Here is a 22,127-nt window from a genome sequence, read left to right as displayed (position 1 = left end):
GGTTGGCTGATTTAAAAATTTGATAATGAGACTAATGAAATTGGAAGATCGAAGATTGGAAAATTGAAAGATTGAAAAATTGAAAGATTAAAGGCGGCATCATTAACGATCTCCCGGTTTTCAAATCTTGTAATCTTTCAATCTTCTAATCTTCCAATTCTCAATCTCCATGTAATCAACACCTTATCCATTAGCAATTCATGTGATAGAACAGCCTCTCGTGAAAAGATTTATTCAACGTGAACAGTTCATTATATTTGCAGATTCGCTGCACGCGAAAAGCAGCCAAAACACGAGACGTAGAAAGTCCCGCCTGGTCAAATTGTAAAGCCTGTATTTTTAAGAAGTGAAGAATCCGTTAAGCATTAAAGACCTCATCAATCTCCTCTATCAGAACAGAGAGGTGATCGAAATGCTTTTCGGTAACAAAGACTCCATCAATAAGTCAGAGATACTCGCCCGTGAGGATATGACGGACGACAAACTCGAACGCCTGGTGATGTACGAGATCATTCACGAGAACAACAACATCATTGGCCTGGACGATCGTGTGGTAACGTTCATTGAAGAGTTCCTGGAAATCGGTGAAGTAACCACAAGCTTTATCAACGATAACATTCAGGGGCTGAGTGAGGGCTTGCGCTATTATCGCATTGATAACAATCCGAAGTTCCTGCGCAACATCAAGCGTTCCCTGAAGAAGATCAATTCTACTACCTCGCGGGAGGTGATGAAGCTTCACAAGAACATTGATGAAACGTATAAGAACCAGGACAACTACGTTATCAAATTGCAGGAGCTTGATAAGTACAAGCGCAAACGCGATGACATTATCAACCTCATCAAAGAGTCGGAACAGATCATTTCAGAGGCACAGGGATTTTTCAATACGATTATCGATGCCGAACTAAGTTCGATTGTGCTTGACCTGCGCTATACCCTGGTGCGCAACCGCGACTACCTGAACGAGATACAGGCGCAGATCATTGACTATATCAACAAGATTCAGCACCAGGCTGCGATCTATAAAAAGATACAACGCCTGAAGGAATTAAAAGATTATGAAGAGCTGAAGTATAAAACCAACTTCGTGGAAGTGGTGGCCAATACGAAGGCGCTGTTCTTTCATAAGCGTATTCCGCTCAAGGGAAGATTATCGCTCGACTTTCTGCATACCGATCATGGTTATATGCTTACGCAGAAAGTGGCGGCCAAGCTTCACTTGCTTCGTAACAACAACCGGAAGCCTGCCGGTAAAATGGCAGCCGGTTTCGATGACAAAAACCTGGAAGAGTCATCGAGTCTGAATATAGCGGGATTAGTAAACAAGTTTATACAAACTGATGAGGACCTGTTCCAGTTTGTCATGCAGTATAAATTCCCTGATAAAGTAGGAGAGTTGTCGCTGGAGAAACGGATCTCGCTATATGTAGGGATATCCATCGACCATGACGATAAGCTGCAGATTACAGGAGAATTTGGCCGGATGAGTTTCATCAACGAAAAGAACCAGAAACAGCGCGTTGGGTATGCGGTGATCAAAGCGAGAGATTCAACATTAAAGGTTCAAGGTTCCAAGTTTAAGGTTCAGGATTCAATGTTACCGGAGGCAGAACAAGAAGTTGAAAGCCTGATGCTTCATGCTGAACGTGAAAAGCCCGAAGAGATTGTAGCGATGGAAGAACCGGTTTTGATCAATGAACACAAAGAGATTGTGAACCCTAAAAACAGGAGACAACGGGGTAAAAAGACTAACGATACAGAGGTTGAAGTAGCCGAAGCACCAACAGAGGATGACACTACTGCAGAACCGAAGAACGGAATTAAAAGTAAACCCAAAAGAACTCGAAGCTCAAAGCTCAAGACAGATTCAGTACAGAACAACCTTAAACCATGAACTTTAAACCTTAAACTTTAAACCTTAAACTTTCAGCTTTTAACTTATAGCCAATGAACATTCCCAAGCAGACACCGGAAATATTCAGCATACTCAGCAAGGGTAACTTTATCAGCTCCAACGGGAGCAAGGGTAAGCTGTTTGATGTGATCAACTATGAGGATAATTTTAATATACTGAAGGAGTTCTTCAGTCATACCGGCTATTACCTGGAGCGCGGCCATAATTACTTTTACTTCAGCCAGCAGGAAGAGACGAACACGCTGATGGAAAAGAAGCTCGAACAGTTTGCATACTATATCGATGTAATGGATTTCTTTTCATCGATGGATACCAAGCCGGCTGTGGGCACACGCTACCGCGTTACGCAGATAGCCGAAGAGTGCTATGCGAACGAGCGATTGAAACAAAAACTCTTTGCTCTTTCCCGCAAGGAAAAGATGACGGATAAGGTAACCGAGATTGCCGGTGATCTGACCACCGGAGGTTTTTTTGAACAGGAAGATGAAGATACCTATAAAGTAATGGATGCCATCCACTACCTGGAACAGGTTATTTCACTCATTACAATTGAAGATGATGGAGAACAGACGAATCCTTAACCGGATCATATTCATTAATATAGCCAATACCGATTATGCCAGCATTGAAATAGCCGGTAACACGTGTTTTGTTGGAACCAACAACATGGGGAAGACTACATTGCAACGTGCTATATTATTTTTCTATAGCGCCAATACGCGCGGTCTGGGTATATCCAGTTCGCAGAAGTCGTTCGAGGATTATTACTTTCAATATCCTAACTCGTATATCATTTACGAGATTGCGACCGAGGAAGGTATCTTCCATGTAATGGTATACCGCAACAACAAGCTCTTCTATCGCTTTGTAGAAAACGAATTTATACAGGAGCACTATATCGATAACAGTGAAGCACTGCTGCCCAAGCAGGTGCTCACCAAGTTTAACGAACATCGTGTAAACTATAGCGACCAGATTGAAACGTTTGAGCGCTATCGCAATATTATTTATGGTGCCGACCCGGATAAAAAGTATAAGAAGTTCGCCCTGATGAAGGGGAACAGCAACTATCATAATATACCGCTGGCCATTACTTCGATCTTTCTCAGTTCTGAGGCCACAATCAAGGCTGAGTTTGTAAAGGAATGTATTGCCAACTCGATCAGTACCAAGCACACCAACATTGAGTTGAAGACGGTGGAGCGCCAGTTGCGTCAGTTTACCGAACGCTACCAGGATATAGAGACTTTCTTCCGCAAGGAAAACTCACAGCGTGGTGACCTCATCAAGGATAACTTCTCGCAGATACGGAACCTCAAGAACAAGCAACGCTCGCTGGCAGGAGAATTAGGAGGAGCATTAAAATATGCTGCAGAACAAAAGGAACTGTTAGCGCAGCAGGCAACCGAGAAGCGTGAAGCGATGGAAGCCATTGAAAAAGAATTTCGCGAGAAAGAGATTGCACAGCAGGAGAAGAACAAAGAGATAAACCAGGATATAGGTGCGCTGAAGTCGAAGTTACGGGAAGCAGACAAGAAACAGAAAGAATACGAATCGCAAGGTATTGGTGAATTACTGGTAAAGGCCGAAGAGCGTCCGCAGATCGTGTTGCAGTTGCAGGCACGTGAGAATGAATATACTACACTCACCGCCGGATTCAGTGATGTGGAGCAGCAGTTTAAAACGTTGTTTAATGCTTTGGAGAATGAGCGCAAGGAGTTTGAGAACGTGCTCAGCTCACAGGGACTTCAGCTCGATAAAAAATACCAGGAAGACAAGAACAACCTGCGCGATGCGTATCGCAAGGAAGAAGCCGAGCGAAAAGATCAGTATACCGCAGCGGTAGATCGTTATAAGCAGCAGCTCAATCAGAAAGAGCTGGAGAAGAAAGATGCCGACTTTCGCGAAAAAGATATTCGCAGAAAAAAGTATTTCGAGAAAGAGATCAGTCTGCTGAAAGGTCACCTTGAAGAGATTTCACGGAACCGCGTGGAACGCAGCTCGGCTCTGACCGTAAAGATGAATACGATTGACTCACTGAAGAAGGAAGCCGATCATATTCGTGAACGCAATAAACTTACTTCCGAGCAATATGTAGCTCGCAACAAGGAAGAGGTAACAGCACTGGAAGAAAAGATTAAAGCCATAGAAGGAAAGCTGTCCATACATCAGAATGCTTTCTTTGGATTTCTGCAGGAGCATTACCCGGATTGGCATTCAACCATCGGTAAAGTATGTAACGAAGATATACTCTTCAATCAGGAGCTTCAGCCAAAAGCATTGAAGGAAGGGTTGGATACGTTGTACGGCATCAAACTGGATTTGTCGCATGTAAAAGTATATTCTAAAACGCTGGAGGAATACGAGCAGGAGAAAAGTGTATACCGTGATAAGATTGCCGAGCTGAACCAGGCATTCCTAGATTTCAGAGAAGCGCAGGCACATGAAGAGCAATCGAAGCTCGCATCGATCGGCAAGAAAACTGCACAGCTGAAGAATGAGATTGCCCAGATTGAATACGAAATTTCGCAGGACGATCACAAGGAAAAACAATATACCCTTGACCTGGGCGAGTGGACGAGCAAAGGCGAGGCACAGCGCGAGAAGGACTTGCTGGAAGTATATGCAGAGCTGGAGTCGATCAAGAAAGATTCGGCTACACTAGGCCAAACGATCTCCGAACTTGATGCCGTGCTGCGTAAAGATATAGCAGCGATGCAGGAGGACTTCAACGCGCGCCTGGCAAAAATGACCAAAGCTTTGGAAGTTGAAGTGGAGAAGCTTCGCGAATTGAAAGAAGAAAAACTCAACGACTATACGGAGAGGAAGGAGAAGCTGCAGAAAGAGAAAACAAAAGTTCTCAAGACAAAAGGTATAGACGATAGCCGCATCAAAAAACTGAAAGCTGAAATTGATGAAGCAAAGGAAGCACTGCAGGCATTGGAAAAATATTCTGAGTTGCTCAACGATTATCGCAAAGACAAACGTGAGCTCTTCGATAAAGTAGAAGAATTTAAGCGTGAGCGCGAGAAGCTGGAGGACAAAATCCGGCAATCAGATAAAGAGTTTTTTCTTGAAAAACAAAGTTATGCCAAGCGGAAAACGCAGCTGGAAGAAGACAGCCGTGCGTTAACCGAGTCGTTGAAGAAATATACCGATGGTCTCGATCACTTCGAGCGGCACTTCAAAGAACGCACGTTATTCGACAGACTTCGTCACATCATTGAACCTGCGCCGGCTGAACATTCGGAAGCTGGTATTATTGGTTTATGCTCGCAGTTGCTGGCAAACGACACGGAGTATCACAATCAATTTGAGAAGTTCAGAAACAATGTGACTGAGTTCACTGGCAGGTTCCGTCCGGATAACCACCTTAACTTCAAGATCAATCCGCAGGCCGGCGAAGGCGAGTATGAACGTTTTGCTGCCTACCTGCAAGACTTTTATAACGAGAACAAGATTCAGACTTCTATTGCAGAAGTTGCCAAGAGCCACGGTATGTTGATTGATGCGATCGCCAGCAAAATGAAGGCGCTGATCGAACACAAAGGACGCATCCAGAAGATGATCACCAAAATGGAAGCCGACTTTGGCAGAGCTTCTTTCGAGAGTTCAAAGCTGATCGAGTATATCAAACTGAAATCGGAAGATAGCGAGAACAAAGTGTTGCGCAAGCTGCAGAAGATATCGGAGTTTCGTGAGCAGAATCCATTCCTGTATGGTGAAGCTAACCTTTTCAACCAGGCTAATAAAGCTAAAGCTGAGATCGATAAGCGTTCGGTTGAATTACTGAATGACCTTCAGAAAACCATTGCCGAAGAGAAATACGAAGAGATACGCGTACAGGATTTGTTCGAGCTGCGCTTCAGGATCAAGGAAGGTAAAAATGATACCGGTTGGATCGAGAAGATCGATAAAGTCGGTTCTACCGGAACAGACATGTTGGTGAAAGCCGTGATCTATATTACGCTGCTGAACGTGTTCATTAAAGAGTCAACTGAAAAGACTGCGCGTAACTTCTTTGTTCATTGTATCATCGATGAAGTGGGGCAGATATCAGCCTCGTATCTGAAAGAGCTGATCAACTTTGCCGAAGAGCGCAATATCTGCCTCGTAAACGGATTGCCGAACGAAAGCAAGCTGGAAACACACTATAACTATACTTATAAATTCAGAAAGGATCAGCACGGCTATGTAAAAGTAGTGCCGCTGCTTACGATGAGTATTGAACCGTGATGTTGTTACTGCAATAGTTGAAATATAGCGATGAAGATCACTTTGTCATTTGCATATCAGCTTAGACAACTGTGTCGGGGTGAGCAAATTCCGCTGGGAGAATTTCGTGGGAAGACCCGCGTATTATTGAATCAGTTGCTAAATGATGAAGTTGTTGAGTATAAACCCGTGGGAACTCAACAAAAAATGATCTATTGCACGGATAGAGACAATCTGGAACAATATCTTCATCATAAACTGGAAATTCCATCACTCGAGAAATACATTCTGTTTTTGGAAAGTGAGGATACAAGCAGGAGCGATGCCGTGAAAGCTACGTCTGATTCCAAGTTTAGAGATGTAGAGCTGGTCAAAGGATTTTTTGTTAATGGTTACAACGATATCGTTGGTCACCTGCACGGAGAAGTTGTTACCTGGAAACCTGTGCACGGCAGCTTTTTATTTGTGAGAGACTATGAGCATTTCGTGATTCCAACAGATATAACAGTAGTTGTAGTAGAGGGTTATGAAAACTTTCGCGACATAGAGAGACAACGGTATCTTTTCACCGACATAAAGCCACTCTTTATCTGGCGATATCAGAACAGCAAAGCAATAATTTCCTGGCTTGCCAAAATTCCGAATCCATATTTACATTTTGGCGATTTCGATCCGAAAGGCATACATATCTATATATCTGAGTTCAGAAGCAAGATTGAAGCGAATCGATGCAGGTTTTTAATTCCCGAAAATATAGAGTCGTTATTAATGTTGCATGGTGAAAGAGAATTATATGAACGACAGATGGAACGTCTCCGAGATTTTCCATTTGAAGATTACGCTGAGGTAAAAGACCTTATTGCCATCATCAGGAAAGTCAGAAAAGGCCTGTCTCAGGAAGTATTGATCGAATGAAAGAGCTCTGCACACCGCTATCCCACTCACACACCTCTGGCAGCGGGCAGCTGGAAACTATTTATTAGTGCATTTTCTTCACCCACAATTTATCAGCGGAAGCTTTGTACTTCGCCTGGTTGGTGTTCCAGGCACGCAGGTTATTTTTTCCGTTGAAGTTGGAGAACAGGTATACTTTGCCATTGATGATCTTGTAAGTAGATGGATCTACTTTTACACGTTCGCCATTAATGGCCATTGAATAAGCACACCATCCGCCATAGGCAGGTTCGTATTTGGAAGGTGACTTTTTAAATTCTTCCATGTTCTCGTTGTTCACAAAGTAATAGGTGAGTCCTTTATAGGTATACGCGAACTTTTCAGAGCCTTTGGCAGCCTTCCCTTTAAAGTAACTTACAGGATCGAAGTCTTTGATCGCAATGCCGTTGTCGTTATTATAGTTACGGAGTCGTGTAGCATTTTCAGCTTGTGCGTGAGCTGTCCAGGTCAGGCACAGAAGGAATATAATAGTCAGGGAGCGTTTCATGGTATTGTAGTTAATAACGCTCAAAGTTAACGGCTATTCAAAATCGACAGAAGTGCTTCATCGATTTATATAACGGCAGAACGCCTGGAACGAGTATACTGATTCTAAAAAATGATTTGCAACTAAAAAATAGTGCAATGTCTTTGAGCTTCGATTTACCGTTGTACGAATGAGCAGATTGGAGAAGGCAAAGAGCCGCCTTTTAAGCAGGCCGAGAGATTTTACGTGGAGTGAACTAAGCTTATACTGGAACATCTTGGCTACAGTGAAATAACGGGCAGTGGATCGCGAAGAAAGTTCATTCATAAAAACAACAAGCATATTATTCATTTTCACGAACCACATCCTAAACCTATACTAAAGGTACATGATAAATGAAGTGATTGAATCTCTAAAAAGTCAAAATTTTTTATGAAAAATCCAATGGAGTATAAGAGTTATAAAGGTATAGTAGAGTATAGTGCAGATGATGGTGTGTTCTTTGGAAAAATTTTTGGTGTAAACGATCTTATTACTTTTGAAGGAGATACGGTAAAAGAATTGGAGGTTGCTTTCCGGGGTGCTGTTGATGATTATCTTCAGGCTTGTAATTGCAGGAAAAGAGCCAGAGCGAAATTTCTTTAAACGAGCTTGTTGAACAAGCTATTGCACGGGAAGTGGGGTATTCCACTACTTCTTATACAAATGGATCAACTGAACCTATCAGAATGCCTCGTAAAAAAGTGAAGTATAAAAGAACTCCCTTAAAACTCAGAAGCAAAGCAATTAGAAAGTAAGGCTTATATATTACTTCACCACAGACGATACCGGCGCAGTTCGCTTTGCCGTTTTAAATTCCCAGTTGGCGGCGGTGCTGAATCTTTTCTGAAGGGCTTTACCGTGCCGGTAGTTCTCGATAATGGTGCGCCAGTGATTCATGTAAACCCGGATCATTGACGATAAGGAATAAGCCCGCAACGATAGCAGTATATATCTGGGACTTCCTTTTATCTGGAAAGCTTTTTTTATTCTTACCGGTATATATATTCTCAGTAAATAGAAAAGTGATTTCGCCATACGGAAGCGGAAGCTTTTAACCGTTAGTGATCGCCATTCACATATAACTTTATAGGGGTGCAATACTTCAAAGCATCGGGCACTTTCCCGCAGGTACTTTCCATAGTATTCCCGGGTAATGCGATCGCGGGTAATAAAATGCTGGAAGGTCAATCGCTCATCATACCAGATGGCGTAGCCGGCAATGACTAATGCAAGGCAAAGCTCGTAGTCGCCACCGGAGCTGAGTTCCTTTCCTAAACGATCTGTCAGCAGACTTCGATAGCCAGCCTGCAGGAGTTTGTCGTACGCTGATTTGCGGATCACACACCCGGCACCATATACAGTGAATCGGTTACAAGGACCACTTTTTGCCGCCTGTCGCCCCGCAGCATAAATTGAAAACGTTCTTACCCACGAGGGTGGATCTTCTTCAAATACAAGTGTGCCACATCCTCCCAGCGCACCAATATTCGGGTGCGCTAACATAATCTCGTATACCGTGCTTATATAGTGTGCATCCAGCCAGTTATCATCATCGCAGAGTAGAACGTAATCAAAGGTTGCTGTTTCAAAACCTTTGCGCCTGGCATAGCTCAGTCCCGGTTGTGGTTCATGTACAATCCGGAGCGAGTGCCCGGTGGTATATTTATTCCATTCCGTTTGCGCCACTTGCACCGTATCATCTGTCGATGCGTTGTTTACAATAATAAATTCCCAGGGTATATGCGATGGCACTTGCTGCTGCGCAATGTGCCTGATCGTTTCGGATAATTTATCCGCCCCGTTAAAAGTACAGATCACAACGGAAACACCGGGTATATTCATCGGTTCAGGATTAAGCGTCCTACCATTTTTACAATTTCCACAGCCAGGGGTATATCTTTATGCAAGCCCCAGCCACTCCGCATTTGAGCAATAGCACCTTGACGGTCTTTCGAACGTGTCCATAATTGCCTGGCCGTGCGCAGGGCATAGTAAGCATAGAACTTCCGGGCTTTTTGTAAACTCGGTTTCTTTTCCTCTTCCGGCAGCAACTTGTTGATCTTATTCATTACAAATTCAAGATCGCGGATATTTTGTGCGGTGGTAAATGATTTGCCGGATATGGAATCTGAGTGCCTGCGGTAAGAAGCCAATATAGCAGGCGTATAGGCAAATGGATACTGCGCAGCGATACGCATCCACATTTCCCAGTCTTCGCCGTAGTGCACACCGTAAAACGCTCCCAGTTTTTCATAAACTTCGCGCTTTACGGCTATTGCTACATATTGAATGCGCTGCCGTTCGGCCAGTCGCACCAGCCAGTTTTTTAATATACCCTCTTCTGTAGCCTCTGCCTGAGGTATAAATACAACCTTGCCGGTTTCATCTATATACTGATAATGACAGAAGGCTGCGCCGGCAGCGGGGTGTTGCTCAAAAAGACGCGCTAGGGTTTTGTAGAATCCGGGGAGTACGATATCATCGCTGTGCAGCAAGTGTATATATATACCGTTGGAACGATTTATACAGGTCTCGAAATTACGCAGACTTCCCACATTGCGGGGCTGACAGAAGTACCCGATGCGGCCTTGACCAATCGTTGCTACCAACGAACGCACATCGATATCGGTGCTGCAATCATCGATCACCTCAATCTGCATGTCGTTCTCACTATAGGCCTGCTGCAACACCGCTTCCAGCGATTCCCGAAGGTAAGCGCCTCCGTTGTACACGGGTATCATTACAGACCAAAGCGGCCTCGTTGACACACCAACGGGTGCTATGCAAGGAGGCTGTTCGGGTGTACGACCCGTATCGGGTGGATACGTGTTGCTCAAATCGACCAAGTTAGGAGTCTATATTAAGTTACTTCTTTTCCCTGTCATTCGTAAATGATGCCAGATTTTTTTTGTGCGCCATTGCAATGCCTGGCTCACCTTCCGGAATACAAGTCCCGGCTTCCCGGTTTTAAGCGATAAAACCACATTATGAGGCCATGATAGCTGTTGGAAGAGCTGGTACACTATAAAGTCGCGCTTGAACCAGGCAGCCTCATATATATCGATGGGACGACAATTTATATTCTCAGTTCGGGCTATTTGTGCTGTGATTGTATCCAGTATTGAGAGGCATTGCAGAATGTCGGGTATGCTTTTTTTCGCAGCGAGTGGTGCTGTGTTGTTGCGCAGGCATTCCAGATATTCTTCCTGTAAAGTAAAAGTTTCTCCCATATAGCGTTGAATGTTGCGGATTACGTTCTGTTCGTTCGCAATGTCGTACTCCGTTTTGCGAAGCACCGTGTTTAAACTATTGGGTGAGAGACGATAATCAAGCAGAATCTCACTGAGATTATTGACCGGAAATTTTTGTGCCAGCTTCCAGAAAAGATCATAATCCTCGGAATAGGGCATACTATACATCCCCACATCGATTACAGCCTGTTTGCGGTACATCACGGTGGGGTGGTATATCCAGCACTCAAACGTAAGGTTATAGTAAAAGAACCGGCTGGTATACCGCTCTGTCCGGACATTCTTCTTATCAGCCGTTATTACCCGGCACCAGGACGATACCATGCCGCAGGCGGGGTGCGCCACCATGTAGTCGTACTGCTTCTGCAAACGCGCAGGATAACTGATATCGTCTGCATCCATGCGTGCTATCAGCTCGCAGGCAGCCAGTGCAATGCCGCGGTTCAGGGTGGCAGATATACCTATATTGCCATCATTCAGAATAAACCGTATTCGCGGGTCAGTATAGCTTTCAATAATCGCGGCACTGTCATCGGTAGAGCCATCGTCTATGATCAGAAATTCAAAATCACGGAAGGTTTGCTGCAGTATACTATCCACCGCCTCCCGCAGAAAGGGAGCGGCATTATACACCGGCATAAGAACCGTTATACGAGGGGTATTCATCTTATCCGGTTTAAGAGCTTCCAGGCTATCTGTTTTGCTTTCCTGGTAATTTTTGCGGGCCAGGTATAAAGCATGGCATAGTATAACGGGTAATGATAGGGAAGGAGCGCCTGGCGCAGCAACTTGCTGACGCGCTCCTCATGGATGGCGTGATCGTTCAGGTAGCGTTCAAACCATTCGAGGTAAAACTGCCGCACGCGGTGGTATATTCCATTTTGATGGATACTGAACACCATTGATGCCGGTCGTTGCCGATACCGGTTATTGCATTGTGATGAGACAAATACGGGTTGAGAAAGATATACCTGTGCCAGAAAAGCCTGATCTTCATACGCTGCGTTCGGCCCGGTAAAAGCTTCGACAAAAGAAATATGATCGTGCACACTTCGTCTCACCATGATACCGGACGGACACGGAGCAGCACCCTGACCCAATGGATATAATTGAAGCTGGAGCGCTGGCGGCCGGTATACTATATCGGGCGTGGCACCGATGTCAACCACCGTATCTTTCTTACTGGCATCCTGCCAGCTACACCAATATTCGGATGCTTCCAGCAATACTGTCGCCTCCGGATTTTTTTCGAATATCTGAAGTTGATTTCGGAGCTTGTCGGGGAGCCATACATCGTCAGCATCCAGGTAGGCCATAAAGTCACCACGTGAATTGGCTACGCCAACATTCCTGCTTTTGCAGAGACCTTTGTTGGCATGGCCTTCATGCTCAACGTAACGTATCCGGTCCGGCTGTTCAAGTGAATAACGTTTTGCAATGGCTGAACTTGCATCGTGCGAGCCATCGTCAACGAGGATCAATTCCCAATGAGGATAGGTCTGATGAAGTACGCTCTGAATAGTTTCTTCCAGAAATGCTTCTTCATTGTAAAAGCAGGTGATTACTGAAACGATGGGGTCTTTCATTCGCTGTATATTACCTGTTGTTGCCTTGCCAGATTTTGATACTCTTTCTAAATGCTTCCCCGTCAAGGTTTGTAACCTGGAAACGAGGTAACGCATAGAGGTCGGATGCATGCGTGCAGACTCCGGCTTGCGTTGAAACAGCATACCGGAATGCTGCTGCCTGTGCCTGCACGGAGGTATGGTGGTTCATACTTCCGTATGGATAGGCAATACCCGCTATATATTTACCCGTTAATGTTTCAAGCGCTGTTTTACTCTGCTGCATTTCATGGTTTTGTTCTTCTGCCTCAAGATATTCCAACGCCGGGTGATTTACCGTATGCGCGCCAATCTCAAACAACGAAGATTGCGCTGTGGATTGTATCTGGGCTGCATCCATCAGAAGATTTGTATCGCGATCTATCGTGCCTGTCCATGCGCGCAGCGTCTGCATAATACTTTGCTGTTTTGCTATGGATGCCGGTTTGATAAGGGCCCATAGCTTATAGAATAATTCCAGTCTTGCATTGTATAACGGTTTTCCATAATGCCAGCAGCGCATCTCACTTTGTTGTGAAGCCGTTAAAGTGGCGGCATCACTCAAATCAAATTCAAATGTTTCGGATTCCAGCGACAGCGAAAGATGTCTGGGAAGAGTAGGTGTGAGGAGTATTCTTTGCTCCAGCTCATCCCACCAATAGAACTTATCAGCAGCCTGAAATTGAAGTGTAAAGAAGAATGTAGCCGGCATACTATATTTTTCAAGCAATGGCATCGCATGGGTATAATTGTCACGATAACCATCATCAAAAGTAATCGCTATATAGTTCTTTAAAGGCTCACGTGTTTGAATACGTTGCGTCAATTCCTGCATCGGGATAACCCGGTATTCCTGTTTAAGGTAAAGAAGCTGTTGTTCGAAGTTTTCAGGCGATACACAAAGCTCCCAGGGGTCTATGGCCGGTGTTGCTATACGATGATACATCAGTACCAGTGCACCGCTATCCCGAATAAAAATCTTCCTTAGAAAGCGCTTCATAGCATCTGTTTGGTCGCTTTCGCTGCGATAATTACCTGATAACTGGGATCGTGTATATCGAGAAAGTCCCTGCGCACTTCCGGTAACCCTGCACCGTATAAAAACGCTGTCGCGATATATACATTTCCATACGTGTTTAACGTGATGTCGCGCTCATGGAAATGCTCGGTCAGTAATCTCTGCATGGATTTATCGGTAAAGGCCCACAGCCAGTATTCCTTCCACTCGCCTTTATCGATGTGGCTGATGCCGGGAACCGTTAAAAGTAATGTGCCGCCTTTTTTCAAAATACGATGACAGGTTCGCAGCGCAGCCCGGAAGTCATAGAGAAAGTGCAGGGTTTGTGTTAGTATAATGCAATCAAAAGTGTCCGATGGAATGTGCGGTGCATCACTGAGGTCGCCTACAAAAGTTACCGTTTCATTGGCCCATGCAATGTGCAGTACATCACTTTGTGAAATCTTTCCCTGGCCGTATTGCAAAGTATAGGCGTTGTCGCCAATTTCGAGTACACGCCCTTTAACGAGGGACTTATTTGCTTCGAGAAATTTTTCAATATAGTAACGATCCACAGGGCCACCGCGGTCAAACCCAAAGTCGCTGCTGAATGGCGTTACTCGCTCCAGGTCGCCCCATTGTATTTTTCCCTGTTCGGGTGTGAAGCGGTATATATATCCTCTTTTATATAATCTGCGAAGTATAAAGGGAGGAAGAATATCTCTGAGTATATTTCTGAACTTTACCCGGGCGATGGCAGCTTCCAGCCGAAGACCAGCTGCCGTGTTCAGGCGCATCAAAGCCTGGCGATCTTCCTGTGAAGGAATCTGTTTTTCTGTTATCTGACTAAAGAGTATTTGCTGAAGTTTAGTGGAGTAATATTGCTTCCAGATAGCCTTGCCATTATGCCAGGCCTTCTCTTCTTCATGGTTGGTGAGATGAGCTTTTTGCCGCTGATGCACATGAAGTACAGCGGCCAGCATGAACGGTATTTTGGATGACATATTTGCACCATGAATCCGATATGCCGCTATTGTTTTATCGTGACAGCCTACCGGATATTGCCGGGCTATTTGCATATATAAGTCGTAATCTTCACAAGCCTTCAATGAAGTATCAAACCTGAATTGCTTTAAAATCCAACGGGTATACATTACCGCGGCATGCATACCTATATAATTGCCCTGCAACAAGTGGATATAGTGTTTTTCGCGTATTACCGATAGTGCATCTTTTTCGATCGGGTATAGCCACTCATCAACCTTTTCATGCCAGCCGGATACAAAGGCCAGCGCAGGATTTTGTAAGAGATACTGAAGATTGCTGGCAATAGCTTCCGGGTATAAACAGTCATCGGCATCCAGGTACACGATATAGTCGCCATGACTGTTATCAAAGCCGGTATTACGTGCTGCGGATAATCCCTGGTTCGGCTGGTATATATAGCGAATGCCGGTCAGGGATTCACTTACTGCACGTGTGTTATCGGTTGATCCATCATCAACAATAATAATCTCAAGGTTTGTGTATGTTTGTTTCCTTACGCTGTCAACGGATTCCGCGAGAAAACGTGCGTGATTATAGCAAGGTATAATAACCGATACAAGTGGTTGATGTGACACAGTTTACAGGGAATGGTTGGATGGTGTGTTCCGATGTTTAATATAAAACAATATTCCTGAAAATACTCCGCGTATTTCTGCAAATATTGTTTTATACCGCCCCCGGTTATAGGGAAAACCTCTTACCAGGAGCCACGCGTAATATGGAGGCAGTGACCGGAACAGGTGCCTGAGGTTACCCTTGTGCCGGAAACGTTGATATTGTATAAGTAGGGCAGCCGTAAAGCCACGCATATAATGAAATATCTGGTATTTGAATTTATCCATCCCATCGCGGTGATAGTGCGATACGATGGCGCGCGGATTGTAATGTATAGTATTTCCGGATGCCAGTATCCGGTACCAGATCTCAGAGTCGCCACTGCAGCCGGCAGCACCTACATCCAGGCGCTCGTCAAAATGCCCGACTTGCGAAAATATATCCTTCCGAAAGCCCATGTTGGCACCTGCACCTATATTCCATACAGGTGTTCCGTTCTCCACAGTACTGGCAAAGAAAGCAGAGTCGTAACGTTTATCGATAAACCCCCGGTTGAATGGCCAATGGCGTTCAAAGAGCCACTGTGCTTCGGTGTTCAGTTCGGCCGCCAGCACTAGTCCCGTCATGGCCATTACCGAAGGATCATCAAATGTTTTCACAGCTTCGTATACCCAGCGGGGATGTATGCGTGTGTCATCGTCTGTATAAAGTACAATGGCTTCGGTTGCTGCCTTTGCCCCGGTGTTTCGGGCTATATCCAGCCCGGGCCGACCTTCCCAGATATACTTTACGTTTGGAAAAGCCTCTGCCGTTTTTTTTGTGCGATCATCAGCAGATGCGTTGTCGACTACAATAATCTCTGCGGGTTTGCATTCCTGTTGTTGCAGACTGGTAAGGCATTGATGTAAATGATCGGCACGATTACGCGTACAGATCACAACACTTGCCTTGCAGGTCTGCGGAATAGTTTCAGTATGGTTAAAGGCGTTTGCCAGAATAGTACGAAGTGCTGACCACGATTCCGGCAATGGTACCATATCTTTCACATAATGATTCACTGCCCACGATGTGGCATGGATTACTTTGGCTTCATAAGCAGCGGGTGTGAGTACTTCTTCCGGTTTAATGAACAAATGTCCAATCGGCAGCGCATTCCACCAGAGCACTATATATTGGCCTTCGTTATGCATAACAAATTCCGGCAGATTAACGTGTGCCGCTATATCCAGGTAAAAACAGTTGTAGGGCTTGAATATCGCCATGCAGTTAAAGGGAAGGTACAGGAGTGAGGGTAACCGGAAAATTGGGACGCACATAGCCCATCCATTTACCATACCAGTTCATATTCTCACGGTAGTCTTCTACTTCAAATGAAATGCATTCGTTCAGGTAAAATATTTCCACAGAAGTATCCCGGACGAAAATGATGGATATATAGTAAGATCCGTCATTCAGAAAGTTACCCGGTATAGTGCAGTTTCCCTTAATTAACCCTTTGCTATAGGTTGCTGATTTTGAGCTTACGTCAAAGATACATTCGCTGCTTTGTGTAAACAGATGTATACCCGTGGCGAGGTCTATACCTTCTTCCTGGTTCCAGAATTCAAATTCCAGCCGCAGTGTGGTACGTATATCGATCGGAGCGGTAACATCATCCTGCACAGGTATAAGCTGTACTGATTTCATTCGTATCATGGCATTGCCCGGTGCCATGTTGGGATCGTTCCATTGTTGCATCAGCTGATGCTGCTGTATACCGCTCAGGTAGCGATTTACCACCTGCGTGGCAGGGCCGATCATTGTCATCATTCCTTTTTGCAGCAGCATCGCGCGGTGACAGAGGTTGGAAACAGCCTGCATATTATGACTCACAAATAAAATAGTGCGTCCTTCTTTTCGGGATGCATCATTCATTTTACCCAGACACTTCTTCTGAAACTCTGCATCGCCCACCGCAAGCACTTCGTCAACAATCAAAATATCGGGTTCCAGGTGTGCCGCTACGGCAAAGGCAAGCCGTACATACATACCCGATGAGTAACGCTTCACAGGGGTATCAATAAACTGCTCAACACCGGAAAAGTCAACAATTTCATCAAACTTACCGCGGATCTCATTCCTGGTCATTCCAAGAAAATGACCGTTAAGGTATATATTTTCTCTCCCTGTTAACTCATCGTGAAAGCCAGTGCCAATTTCCAGCAAACTGTTGATACGACCACGACCACGGATGACTCCTTGTGTGGGGCGTATCACCTTGGAAAGAATTTTCAGCAAGGTAGATTTACCGGCACCATTGCGGCCTATAATGGCAAACGCTTCACCCTCGCGAATATCAAAATTTATATCCCGGAGTGCCCATAAAAAGTCATGCGAATTTTCCTGGTTGCCCGCAACTTTAAAAAAGGGATCCTCCTTTTTCAAAACGTTTGTGTACCACCAGCGTTGCACGTCCTGTCGCAATGAACCTGTACCGATGGTTCCCAACCGGTAAAGCTTTGACAGATTTCGTATTTCAATAACGGGATCGTTCGTCATGTATACGCAGGGTCTAACAAGAGAGGAATATAGATTGCATGCATATCGCTCATACCACATCGATCAGTTTATCGCTCAGTTTATTAAACAGAACAGCCCCCAATACAAATATACCGGCGGCAAATCCTACACTGTAAAGTATCTGTATAACTGTGAACATACCTTCGCCCAAAAATGCATACCTGAAAAATTCCACAACCGGAGCGAGCGGATTAAACACCATGGCATGCCTGATCTTTTCCGGTACAATTGATAATGGATAAATGACGGGCGTTGCAAACATCAGCAGCCGGATGGTAAGCTGGATCAGGTTGGTAAGGTCGCGATACTTGGCCAGAAATACAGAAAGGCCCAGCCCCGCACCAAGCCCTATACCCGCCGGAACAATTACGGCCAGTACAAGTGCCAGCAGACTATATGAAAAGTTAAACGATATAGTACCTTTATAAAGATTAAATACATACACAATCACGAACAGGCCAAACTGTATAAAGAACCGGATGATGTGAGTGACCGTAATAGAAAACGGTATTACCAACCGGGGGAAGTAAACTTTTGCAAATAGTGGAGCATTGGCACTAAATGTATAAACCGATCCGGAGAACGACTCTGCAAATAAGTTCCAGATGATAATGCCGCTAAGATAGAACAGAATCGGAGGGGCGTCATTGGTAGAGATGCCAACTACGCGGTCGAAAATGATAACGTATAGCAGCACCGTTACCAGCGGCTGTATCACAACCCATATCGGCCCGAGCAGCGTTTGCTGATATTGTGTGAGAAAATCCCTGCGAATCAAACGAAACAACAGATGACGGTAATGCCACATCTCGGTCCAGTTCCATTCAAACCAGGCAGAGTCTGGCTTAATTTCCCATTGCCATCGCATAGTAAGGTCTTTATTCAAAAATGCTGAAAATAATTTACTAAAAGAAATGCAGCATTCTTTACGAAGGCCCGTTGGCAGGCTGTGAGCATATAATATGCCCGCTATAAAAGTAAAAAAGGAGGGAAGCAAAAAAATAACTTCGGGCTAAAACAACCCGAAGTTACTGATCTGTAAAAGCATGCCTGGCGATCAGGGATAACCATAGAAGCCTATGCCTTCATACGTATAGCCGCTGCCACCCGAGCCAAGCTCAGCCCAGTTGGAAGTGTAAAAGTGGTCGCCATCGCGCCCGCTGTAGTAGCGATATATGGGCACCGTACCACTTGCCTGCGAGGAGAATGCATAAAAAGCAACACCTTCATACGTATAGCCGCTGCCACCGGAACCAAGCTCCGCCCAGTTGGTTGTATAGAAGTGATCGCCATCACGGGAACTATAATAACGATATACAGGAACTGTACCCGATGCCTGACTTGTATTTGCAAAGAGTGCTATACCTTCCAGCACATAGCCATTTTTTCCCGCGCCAAGCTCAGCCCAGTTGGTAGTATAAAAGTGATCGCCACCGCTGCCGCTGTAGTAACGATATACCGCCGATGTACCTGCCGGTATAGTCCGCTTCGGATATACAGTAGTCAGTGCAGTGACATCATCAGCGGTAAAAGGACGATCGGTATTGCTGGAGCATGCCAGCATCCATGAATTGGCCGAAGGGCCGGTAGGCGTGCCCGGAATGTAATTGGCGCCTACACCAGCATCGCCCTCGTTGCCACCGGAGCCGCAGCTAAACGTTCTGTTCATATAGTCTGTGTGGCGGAAGCCAATCGCGTGACCTATCTCGTGCGCAATAACTGTTGTAGCATCCGGTCTGCTGGTAGTATTGTTGTAGTAATACGTATTTAACCGTATGGGACTTGCAGGATTACCATTCGTGGGAAAGCCTGCACTATAACCCAATACATTACTCACTTCGTTGAACGATAATATACTGATATCAGCTGCGGCAGAATTGGTAGTACGTTGAAACGTGAGTCCAAGCCCTTGCGCGTTGTAACGCGCCAACGCAGCATCAAACGCACTTTGCATATACGTTCCAAAGCCGGTATCCATATATACCTGCAATATACGCGGTGTGCCCAATACCAGATTGTTCGTTCGGTAGTGTTCTGTTCGTCCATTTGCAGGAGTAGAGGTTGCAACAAGTTCATCGATCATCTCCCCGGTAAGGAATATATCATATTCCACCAGGTATCCGTTTTCAAACTTGCTGAACCCTTCGCTGGTGTCAAACCCTGCAGCTTGCAATTTGGCAGCAACAGCGTTGAGATCATTCGATGTTGATGCAGTGTCAGCATCGATCTTTTCATTCTCACACGATATGCACAACAGAACAGCCATGGCTACAGCACATGACAGTAGCCGCATTCCCCGTAAGGGAACTCTTAAAAATTCATTCATAGTACGTGTTAATTAAGGTTGGAAATAATAACTAATTACAAACAATGGTTATGATTACGGCTGCAATAATATTAAGAAGGTGCTTATGTAAAAAATATATACCATTAATTTTTAATGAAGATAAGTATATACCCTGTGCAGGGTACCTGCTTTTTCAGGTATGAAGTAGTAACACTTAAAGAGCGTTATCCTTATTAGTCCAAGTAACCTATGCGTTGTATTGTTTAACCAATAGTTGGCTATAGACATAAAATAACTTACAGGCAAATATATACCAAGCCACGATTTCACTCGTTCACGCAGCGCGCAGTCAGAGATCGACCTGCATTGGCGGTAAAAAAAGAAGGCTTCCGTATTTCTTCGGAAGCCTTCCCTGTCATGGGGATGATTGCGAGAAATCATCACCGGGTTACTGATCTTTGTTTCCCTTTGTTTTCTCTTTCACGATATTTCCCTGTGCATCGAATTTCACTTTCTTCTTTTCGTTGCCGCGCGTCAGCTCAACAGCATACAGAGGTTTGCCGTCTTTCGTTTTGCGGTAAGCCTTGGACACTGTGTAGCCGCTATATTCACCGGTCTGCAACTGCTCGCGAATATTTGCAGGAAGCTCACCGGCAGTAATTACATCCTTGTCGGTATAGTTATCCCGATGATCCTGATCTTTCGATGCATCCTGACGATGCCTGTCACGTGACGTAGACGTAGTGTCCTGTGCATTCAGTACTGCTGCAGTACCGAATATCATGAAGCACACAAATAATAGCCTTTTCATATGCGATAAGATTTTGTTGAACATATACCGTATCCAGTTCAAAACATCATGCCAGTTAAGAGTATCACTGCAAGTATCACTTCATCTTTAATAAAGTATAGTTTATTGGTAACAGATATCATTTTTATTGTGGGCGATTGTCTACGTAACATGAATTCTACACTTCATCCGCCCTCGCATCCTAACCCAGGCGACTTGTTTGAACAAAAATGTGTTCACTCGTAATTACATTTATCATGAAATCAGAACTTCAATCTGACTAAAGGTTTCTGAATCCAAAAAGGTTCTGCTTCGGGCTGATGGTCAGCAGGTGCGACTGAAAGCGATCTCTGACCGTGTACAGATATAATAAAAAAGTACTGCGAAGATTAAATTGAATTTTACCGATCCGTTATCCTTAAGTCTACTTTGCAGGCAGGGTTATAATTACCTGTAATAAGGGTACTATATTTTTACATTATATAACCCATTTATTCACGCTATAGAGGAGCGCTGCGCATGGCTGCTCTTATATACCTGTATCGTAGCGACTTTCTATAGACAAAATAAATTTGAGTGTACTGAAGAATTAAAGAGAAAAATTACTATACCTATATCGGCTTAAAGTCGATTTAAAAAAATAAAAGCGAAACAACGGGCGTCTCGTACAATTATTCCGCTGAATCTGTTATTATTGCACCAGAGCCTGACTCTGTATGCCTGCGAGCGCTGATAGCGCCAGACTGTATCTATAGTCTGGTCCCACTACTTCTCTCTCCCGTAACGCAGTGTTATCGCTTATGATTGCGAAGCGTTAAACTTCAATTTAATTCTAACTCTACCGTCTTGAAAGAAAGCTTTACCATGCACCGTCTCATTATTGGCTGCTTATTGCTATGCAGCGTTTTTGTTAACGGCTTCGGCCAGGGGGAAATAGCAGTGGACATGTACACTGGCCAGCCCCAAATTTTTATTGACCTGTATACCTTAAAAGATCACGACCTGGTTCAGGATTTCAAGATGAAGTACACTGCAGGTGTAATGGGATCAGTGGGATTTGGTTGGAATTTAGATGCCGTATCTTACGTGAGTCGAGAGACCCGGGGCCTGCCTGATGACTTTGCCGATGCTACGCGCAGCGGCTGGCTGTACAACTCCAATTACTCCGGCATCCTCAGCTTCTCCAATACAGCCGACCTCAGTAAAGATACGTATAGCGATGAACTGTCGGACTATAATTATCTGAACGGCCTCCAGTACAAGCAAGACACAGAGCCAGATATCTATACCTACCAGGTAGGAAATGTAGGGGGGCGGTTCATGTTTAATAACAGCGGTGGCATCAGTTTGATTCCCTACCAGGATATATCGATTGTACCCACGTATTCTGGTGTGTCTCCCGCAACCAAGACGATTACAGGCTGGACTATTACCACTAATGA

The 22,127-nt window shown here is 44.7% G+C and carries 19 protein-coding genes; 7 read left to right on the top strand and 12 right to left on the bottom strand.

The window, feature by feature from the left end:
* Positions 1–346: 346 nt before the first annotated feature.
* The 4 genes from V7Q33_RS17350 to V7Q33_RS17335 are packed head-to-tail and all read left to right on the top strand — an operon-like array spanning position 347 to position 7,048.
* Positions 347–1,897, top strand: coding sequence for a hypothetical protein (locus V7Q33_RS17350; RefSeq protein WP_333820630.1), 1,551 nt, complete (start codon positions 347–349; stop codon positions 1,895–1,897).
* A 53-nt stretch (positions 1,898–1,950) separates the two neighbouring features.
* Entirely contained in the window at positions 1,951–2,499 is a 549-nt protein-coding gene (locus tag V7Q33_RS17345) for a condensin complex protein MksE (RefSeq protein WP_331977312.1), read from the top strand.
* Complete coding sequence (locus V7Q33_RS17340; protein WP_333820629.1) at positions 2,474–6,154, top strand: ATP-binding protein; 3,681 nt, start codon at positions 2,474–2,476, stop codon at positions 6,152–6,154. The genes V7Q33_RS17345 and V7Q33_RS17340 overlap by 26 nt, the downstream gene beginning before the upstream one ends.
* 30 nt (positions 6,155–6,184) lie before the next feature.
* A complete protein-coding gene (locus V7Q33_RS17335) occupies positions 6,185–7,048 on the top strand; it encodes a DUF7281 domain-containing protein (RefSeq protein WP_333820628.1) in 864 nt (287 codons plus the stop codon).
* Between the two features lie 64 nt (positions 7,049–7,112).
* Here the strand turns inward: V7Q33_RS17335 and V7Q33_RS17330 are convergent, their stop codons facing one another.
* Complete coding sequence (locus V7Q33_RS17330) at positions 7,113–7,574, bottom strand: YHS domain-containing (seleno)protein (RefSeq protein ID WP_333820627.1); 462 nt, start codon at positions 7,572–7,574, stop codon at positions 7,113–7,115.
* A 243-nt stretch (positions 7,575–7,817) separates the two neighbouring features.
* On the opposite strand from V7Q33_RS17330, the gene V7Q33_RS23425 reads away from it, so the two are divergent.
* Positions 7,818–7,952 carry a type II toxin-antitoxin system HicA family toxin gene (locus V7Q33_RS23425; protein WP_442945978.1) on the top strand — a complete coding sequence of 45 codons (135 nt, stop codon included), beginning with the start codon at positions 7,818–7,820 and terminating at the stop codon, positions 7,950–7,952.
* A 33-nt stretch (positions 7,953–7,985) separates the two neighbouring features.
* A complete protein-coding gene (locus V7Q33_RS17325; protein WP_333820626.1) occupies positions 7,986–8,198 on the top strand; it encodes a type II toxin-antitoxin system HicB family antitoxin in 213 nt (70 codons plus the stop codon).
* Between the two features lie 162 nt (positions 8,199–8,360).
* Here the strand turns inward: V7Q33_RS17325 and V7Q33_RS17320 are convergent, their stop codons facing one another.
* From V7Q33_RS17320 to V7Q33_RS17270, 11 genes are all read right to left on the bottom strand, one after another.
* Positions 8,361–9,437: a glycosyltransferase gene (locus tag V7Q33_RS17320; protein WP_331977302.1), complete on the bottom strand. Its 1,077-nt coding sequence runs from the start codon at positions 9,435–9,437 to the stop codon at positions 8,361–8,363.
* Positions 9,434–10,432, bottom strand: coding sequence for a glycosyltransferase family 2 protein (locus tag V7Q33_RS17315; protein ID WP_333820625.1), 999 nt, complete (start codon positions 10,430–10,432; stop codon positions 9,434–9,436). The genes V7Q33_RS17320 and V7Q33_RS17315 overlap by 4 nt, the downstream gene beginning before the upstream one ends.
* A gap of 18 nt (positions 10,433–10,450) precedes the next feature.
* Positions 10,451–11,512, bottom strand: a complete 1,062-nt coding sequence (locus V7Q33_RS17310; RefSeq protein WP_331977298.1) for a glycosyltransferase family 2 protein — start codon at positions 11,510–11,512, stop codon at positions 10,451–10,453.
* A complete protein-coding gene (locus tag V7Q33_RS17305) occupies positions 11,509–12,432 on the bottom strand; it encodes a glycosyltransferase family 2 protein (protein WP_333820624.1) in 924 nt (307 codons plus the stop codon). Before V7Q33_RS17305 ends, V7Q33_RS17310 begins: the two co-directional genes overlap by 4 nt.
* A 10-nt stretch (positions 12,433–12,442) precedes the next feature.
* On the bottom strand, positions 12,443–13,450 hold the full coding sequence (locus tag V7Q33_RS17300; RefSeq protein WP_333820623.1) for a polysaccharide deacetylase family protein: 1,008 nt from the start codon (positions 13,448–13,450) through the stop codon (positions 12,443–12,445).
* Positions 13,447–15,069 carry a glycosyltransferase gene (locus V7Q33_RS17295; RefSeq protein ID WP_333820622.1) on the bottom strand — a complete coding sequence of 541 codons (1,623 nt, stop codon included), beginning with the start codon at positions 15,067–15,069 and terminating at the stop codon, positions 13,447–13,449. The genes V7Q33_RS17300 and V7Q33_RS17295 overlap by 4 nt, the downstream gene beginning before the upstream one ends.
* A gap of 3 nt (positions 15,070–15,072) precedes the next feature.
* Positions 15,073–16,311, bottom strand: a complete 1,239-nt coding sequence (locus V7Q33_RS17290; protein ID WP_333820621.1) for a glycosyltransferase family 2 protein — start codon at positions 16,309–16,311, stop codon at positions 15,073–15,075.
* A gap of 4 nt (positions 16,312–16,315) precedes the next feature.
* A complete protein-coding gene (locus V7Q33_RS17285) occupies positions 16,316–17,587 on the bottom strand; it encodes an ABC transporter ATP-binding protein (protein WP_331977288.1) in 1,272 nt (423 codons plus the stop codon).
* Positions 17,588–17,636: 49 nt separating this feature from the next.
* Complete coding sequence (locus V7Q33_RS17280) at positions 17,637–18,476, bottom strand: ABC transporter permease (protein WP_333820620.1); 840 nt, start codon at positions 18,474–18,476, stop codon at positions 17,637–17,639.
* 189 nt (positions 18,477–18,665) lie between these two features.
* The gene (locus V7Q33_RS17275; protein WP_333820619.1) at positions 18,666–19,934 is read right to left on the bottom strand and encodes a M57 family metalloprotease; all 1,269 of its coding nucleotides are present in this window, start codon (positions 19,932–19,934) and stop codon (positions 18,666–18,668) included.
* Positions 19,935–20,343: 409 nt separating this feature from the next.
* Positions 20,344–20,706: a hypothetical protein gene (locus V7Q33_RS17270; protein ID WP_331977282.1), complete on the bottom strand. Its 363-nt coding sequence runs from the start codon at positions 20,704–20,706 to the stop codon at positions 20,344–20,346.
* Positions 20,707–21,549: 843 nt separating this feature from the next.
* Between V7Q33_RS17270 and V7Q33_RS17265 the strand changes: the two genes are divergently transcribed.
* Positions 21,550–22,127, top strand: a 578-nt coding sequence (locus V7Q33_RS17265) for a hypothetical protein (RefSeq protein WP_333820618.1), incomplete at its 3' end; no start/stop codon positions are given.

The sequence above is a fragment of the Ohtaekwangia sp. genome (assembly GCF_036786105.1).
In the GTDB taxonomy this organism is placed as follows: Bacteria; Bacteroidota; Bacteroidia; order Cytophagales; family Cyclobacteriaceae; genus Ohtaekwangia.
This window is presented reverse-complemented; position numbering and strand designations above follow the sequence as displayed.

Coding starts and splice junctions, on each gene's coding strand:
- V7Q33_RS17345 (WP_331977312.1), top strand. CDS start 1,951: ATGAACATTCCCAAGCAGACACCGGAAATATTCAGCATACTCAGCAAG.
- V7Q33_RS17340 (WP_333820629.1), top strand. CDS start 2,474: ATGATGGAGAACAGACGAATCCTTAACCGGATCATATTCATTAATATA.
- V7Q33_RS17335 (WP_333820628.1), top strand. CDS start 6,185: ATGAAGATCACTTTGTCATTTGCATATCAGCTTAGACAACTGTGTCGG.
- V7Q33_RS17330 (WP_333820627.1), bottom strand. CDS start 7,574: ATGAAACGCTCCCTGACTATTATATTCCTTCTGTGCCTGACCTGGACA.
- V7Q33_RS17325 (WP_333820626.1), top strand. CDS start 7,986: ATGAAAAATCCAATGGAGTATAAGAGTTATAAAGGTATAGTAGAGTAT.
- V7Q33_RS17320 (WP_331977302.1), bottom strand. CDS start 9,437: ATGAATATACCCGGTGTTTCCGTTGTGATCTGTACTTTTAACGGGGCG.
- V7Q33_RS17310 (WP_331977298.1), bottom strand. CDS start 11,512: ATGAATACCCCTCGTATAACGGTTCTTATGCCGGTGTATAATGCCGCT.
- V7Q33_RS17305 (WP_333820624.1), bottom strand. CDS start 12,432: ATGAAAGACCCCATCGTTTCAGTAATCACCTGCTTTTACAATGAAGAA.
- V7Q33_RS17300 (WP_333820623.1), bottom strand. CDS start 13,450: ATGAAGCGCTTTCTAAGGAAGATTTTTATTCGGGATAGCGGTGCACTG.
- V7Q33_RS17290 (WP_333820621.1), bottom strand. CDS start 16,311: ATGGCGATATTCAAGCCCTACAACTGTTTTTACCTGGATATAGCGGCA.
- V7Q33_RS17285 (WP_331977288.1), bottom strand. CDS start 17,587: ATGACGAACGATCCCGTTATTGAAATACGAAATCTGTCAAAGCTTTAC.
- V7Q33_RS17280 (WP_333820620.1), bottom strand. CDS start 18,476: ATGCGATGGCAATGGGAAATTAAGCCAGACTCTGCCTGGTTTGAATGG.
- V7Q33_RS17275 (WP_333820619.1), bottom strand. CDS start 19,934: ATGAATGAATTTTTAAGAGTTCCCTTACGGGGAATGCGGCTACTGTCA.
- V7Q33_RS17270 (WP_331977282.1), bottom strand. CDS start 20,706: ATGAAAAGGCTATTATTTGTGTGCTTCATGATATTCGGTACTGCAGCA.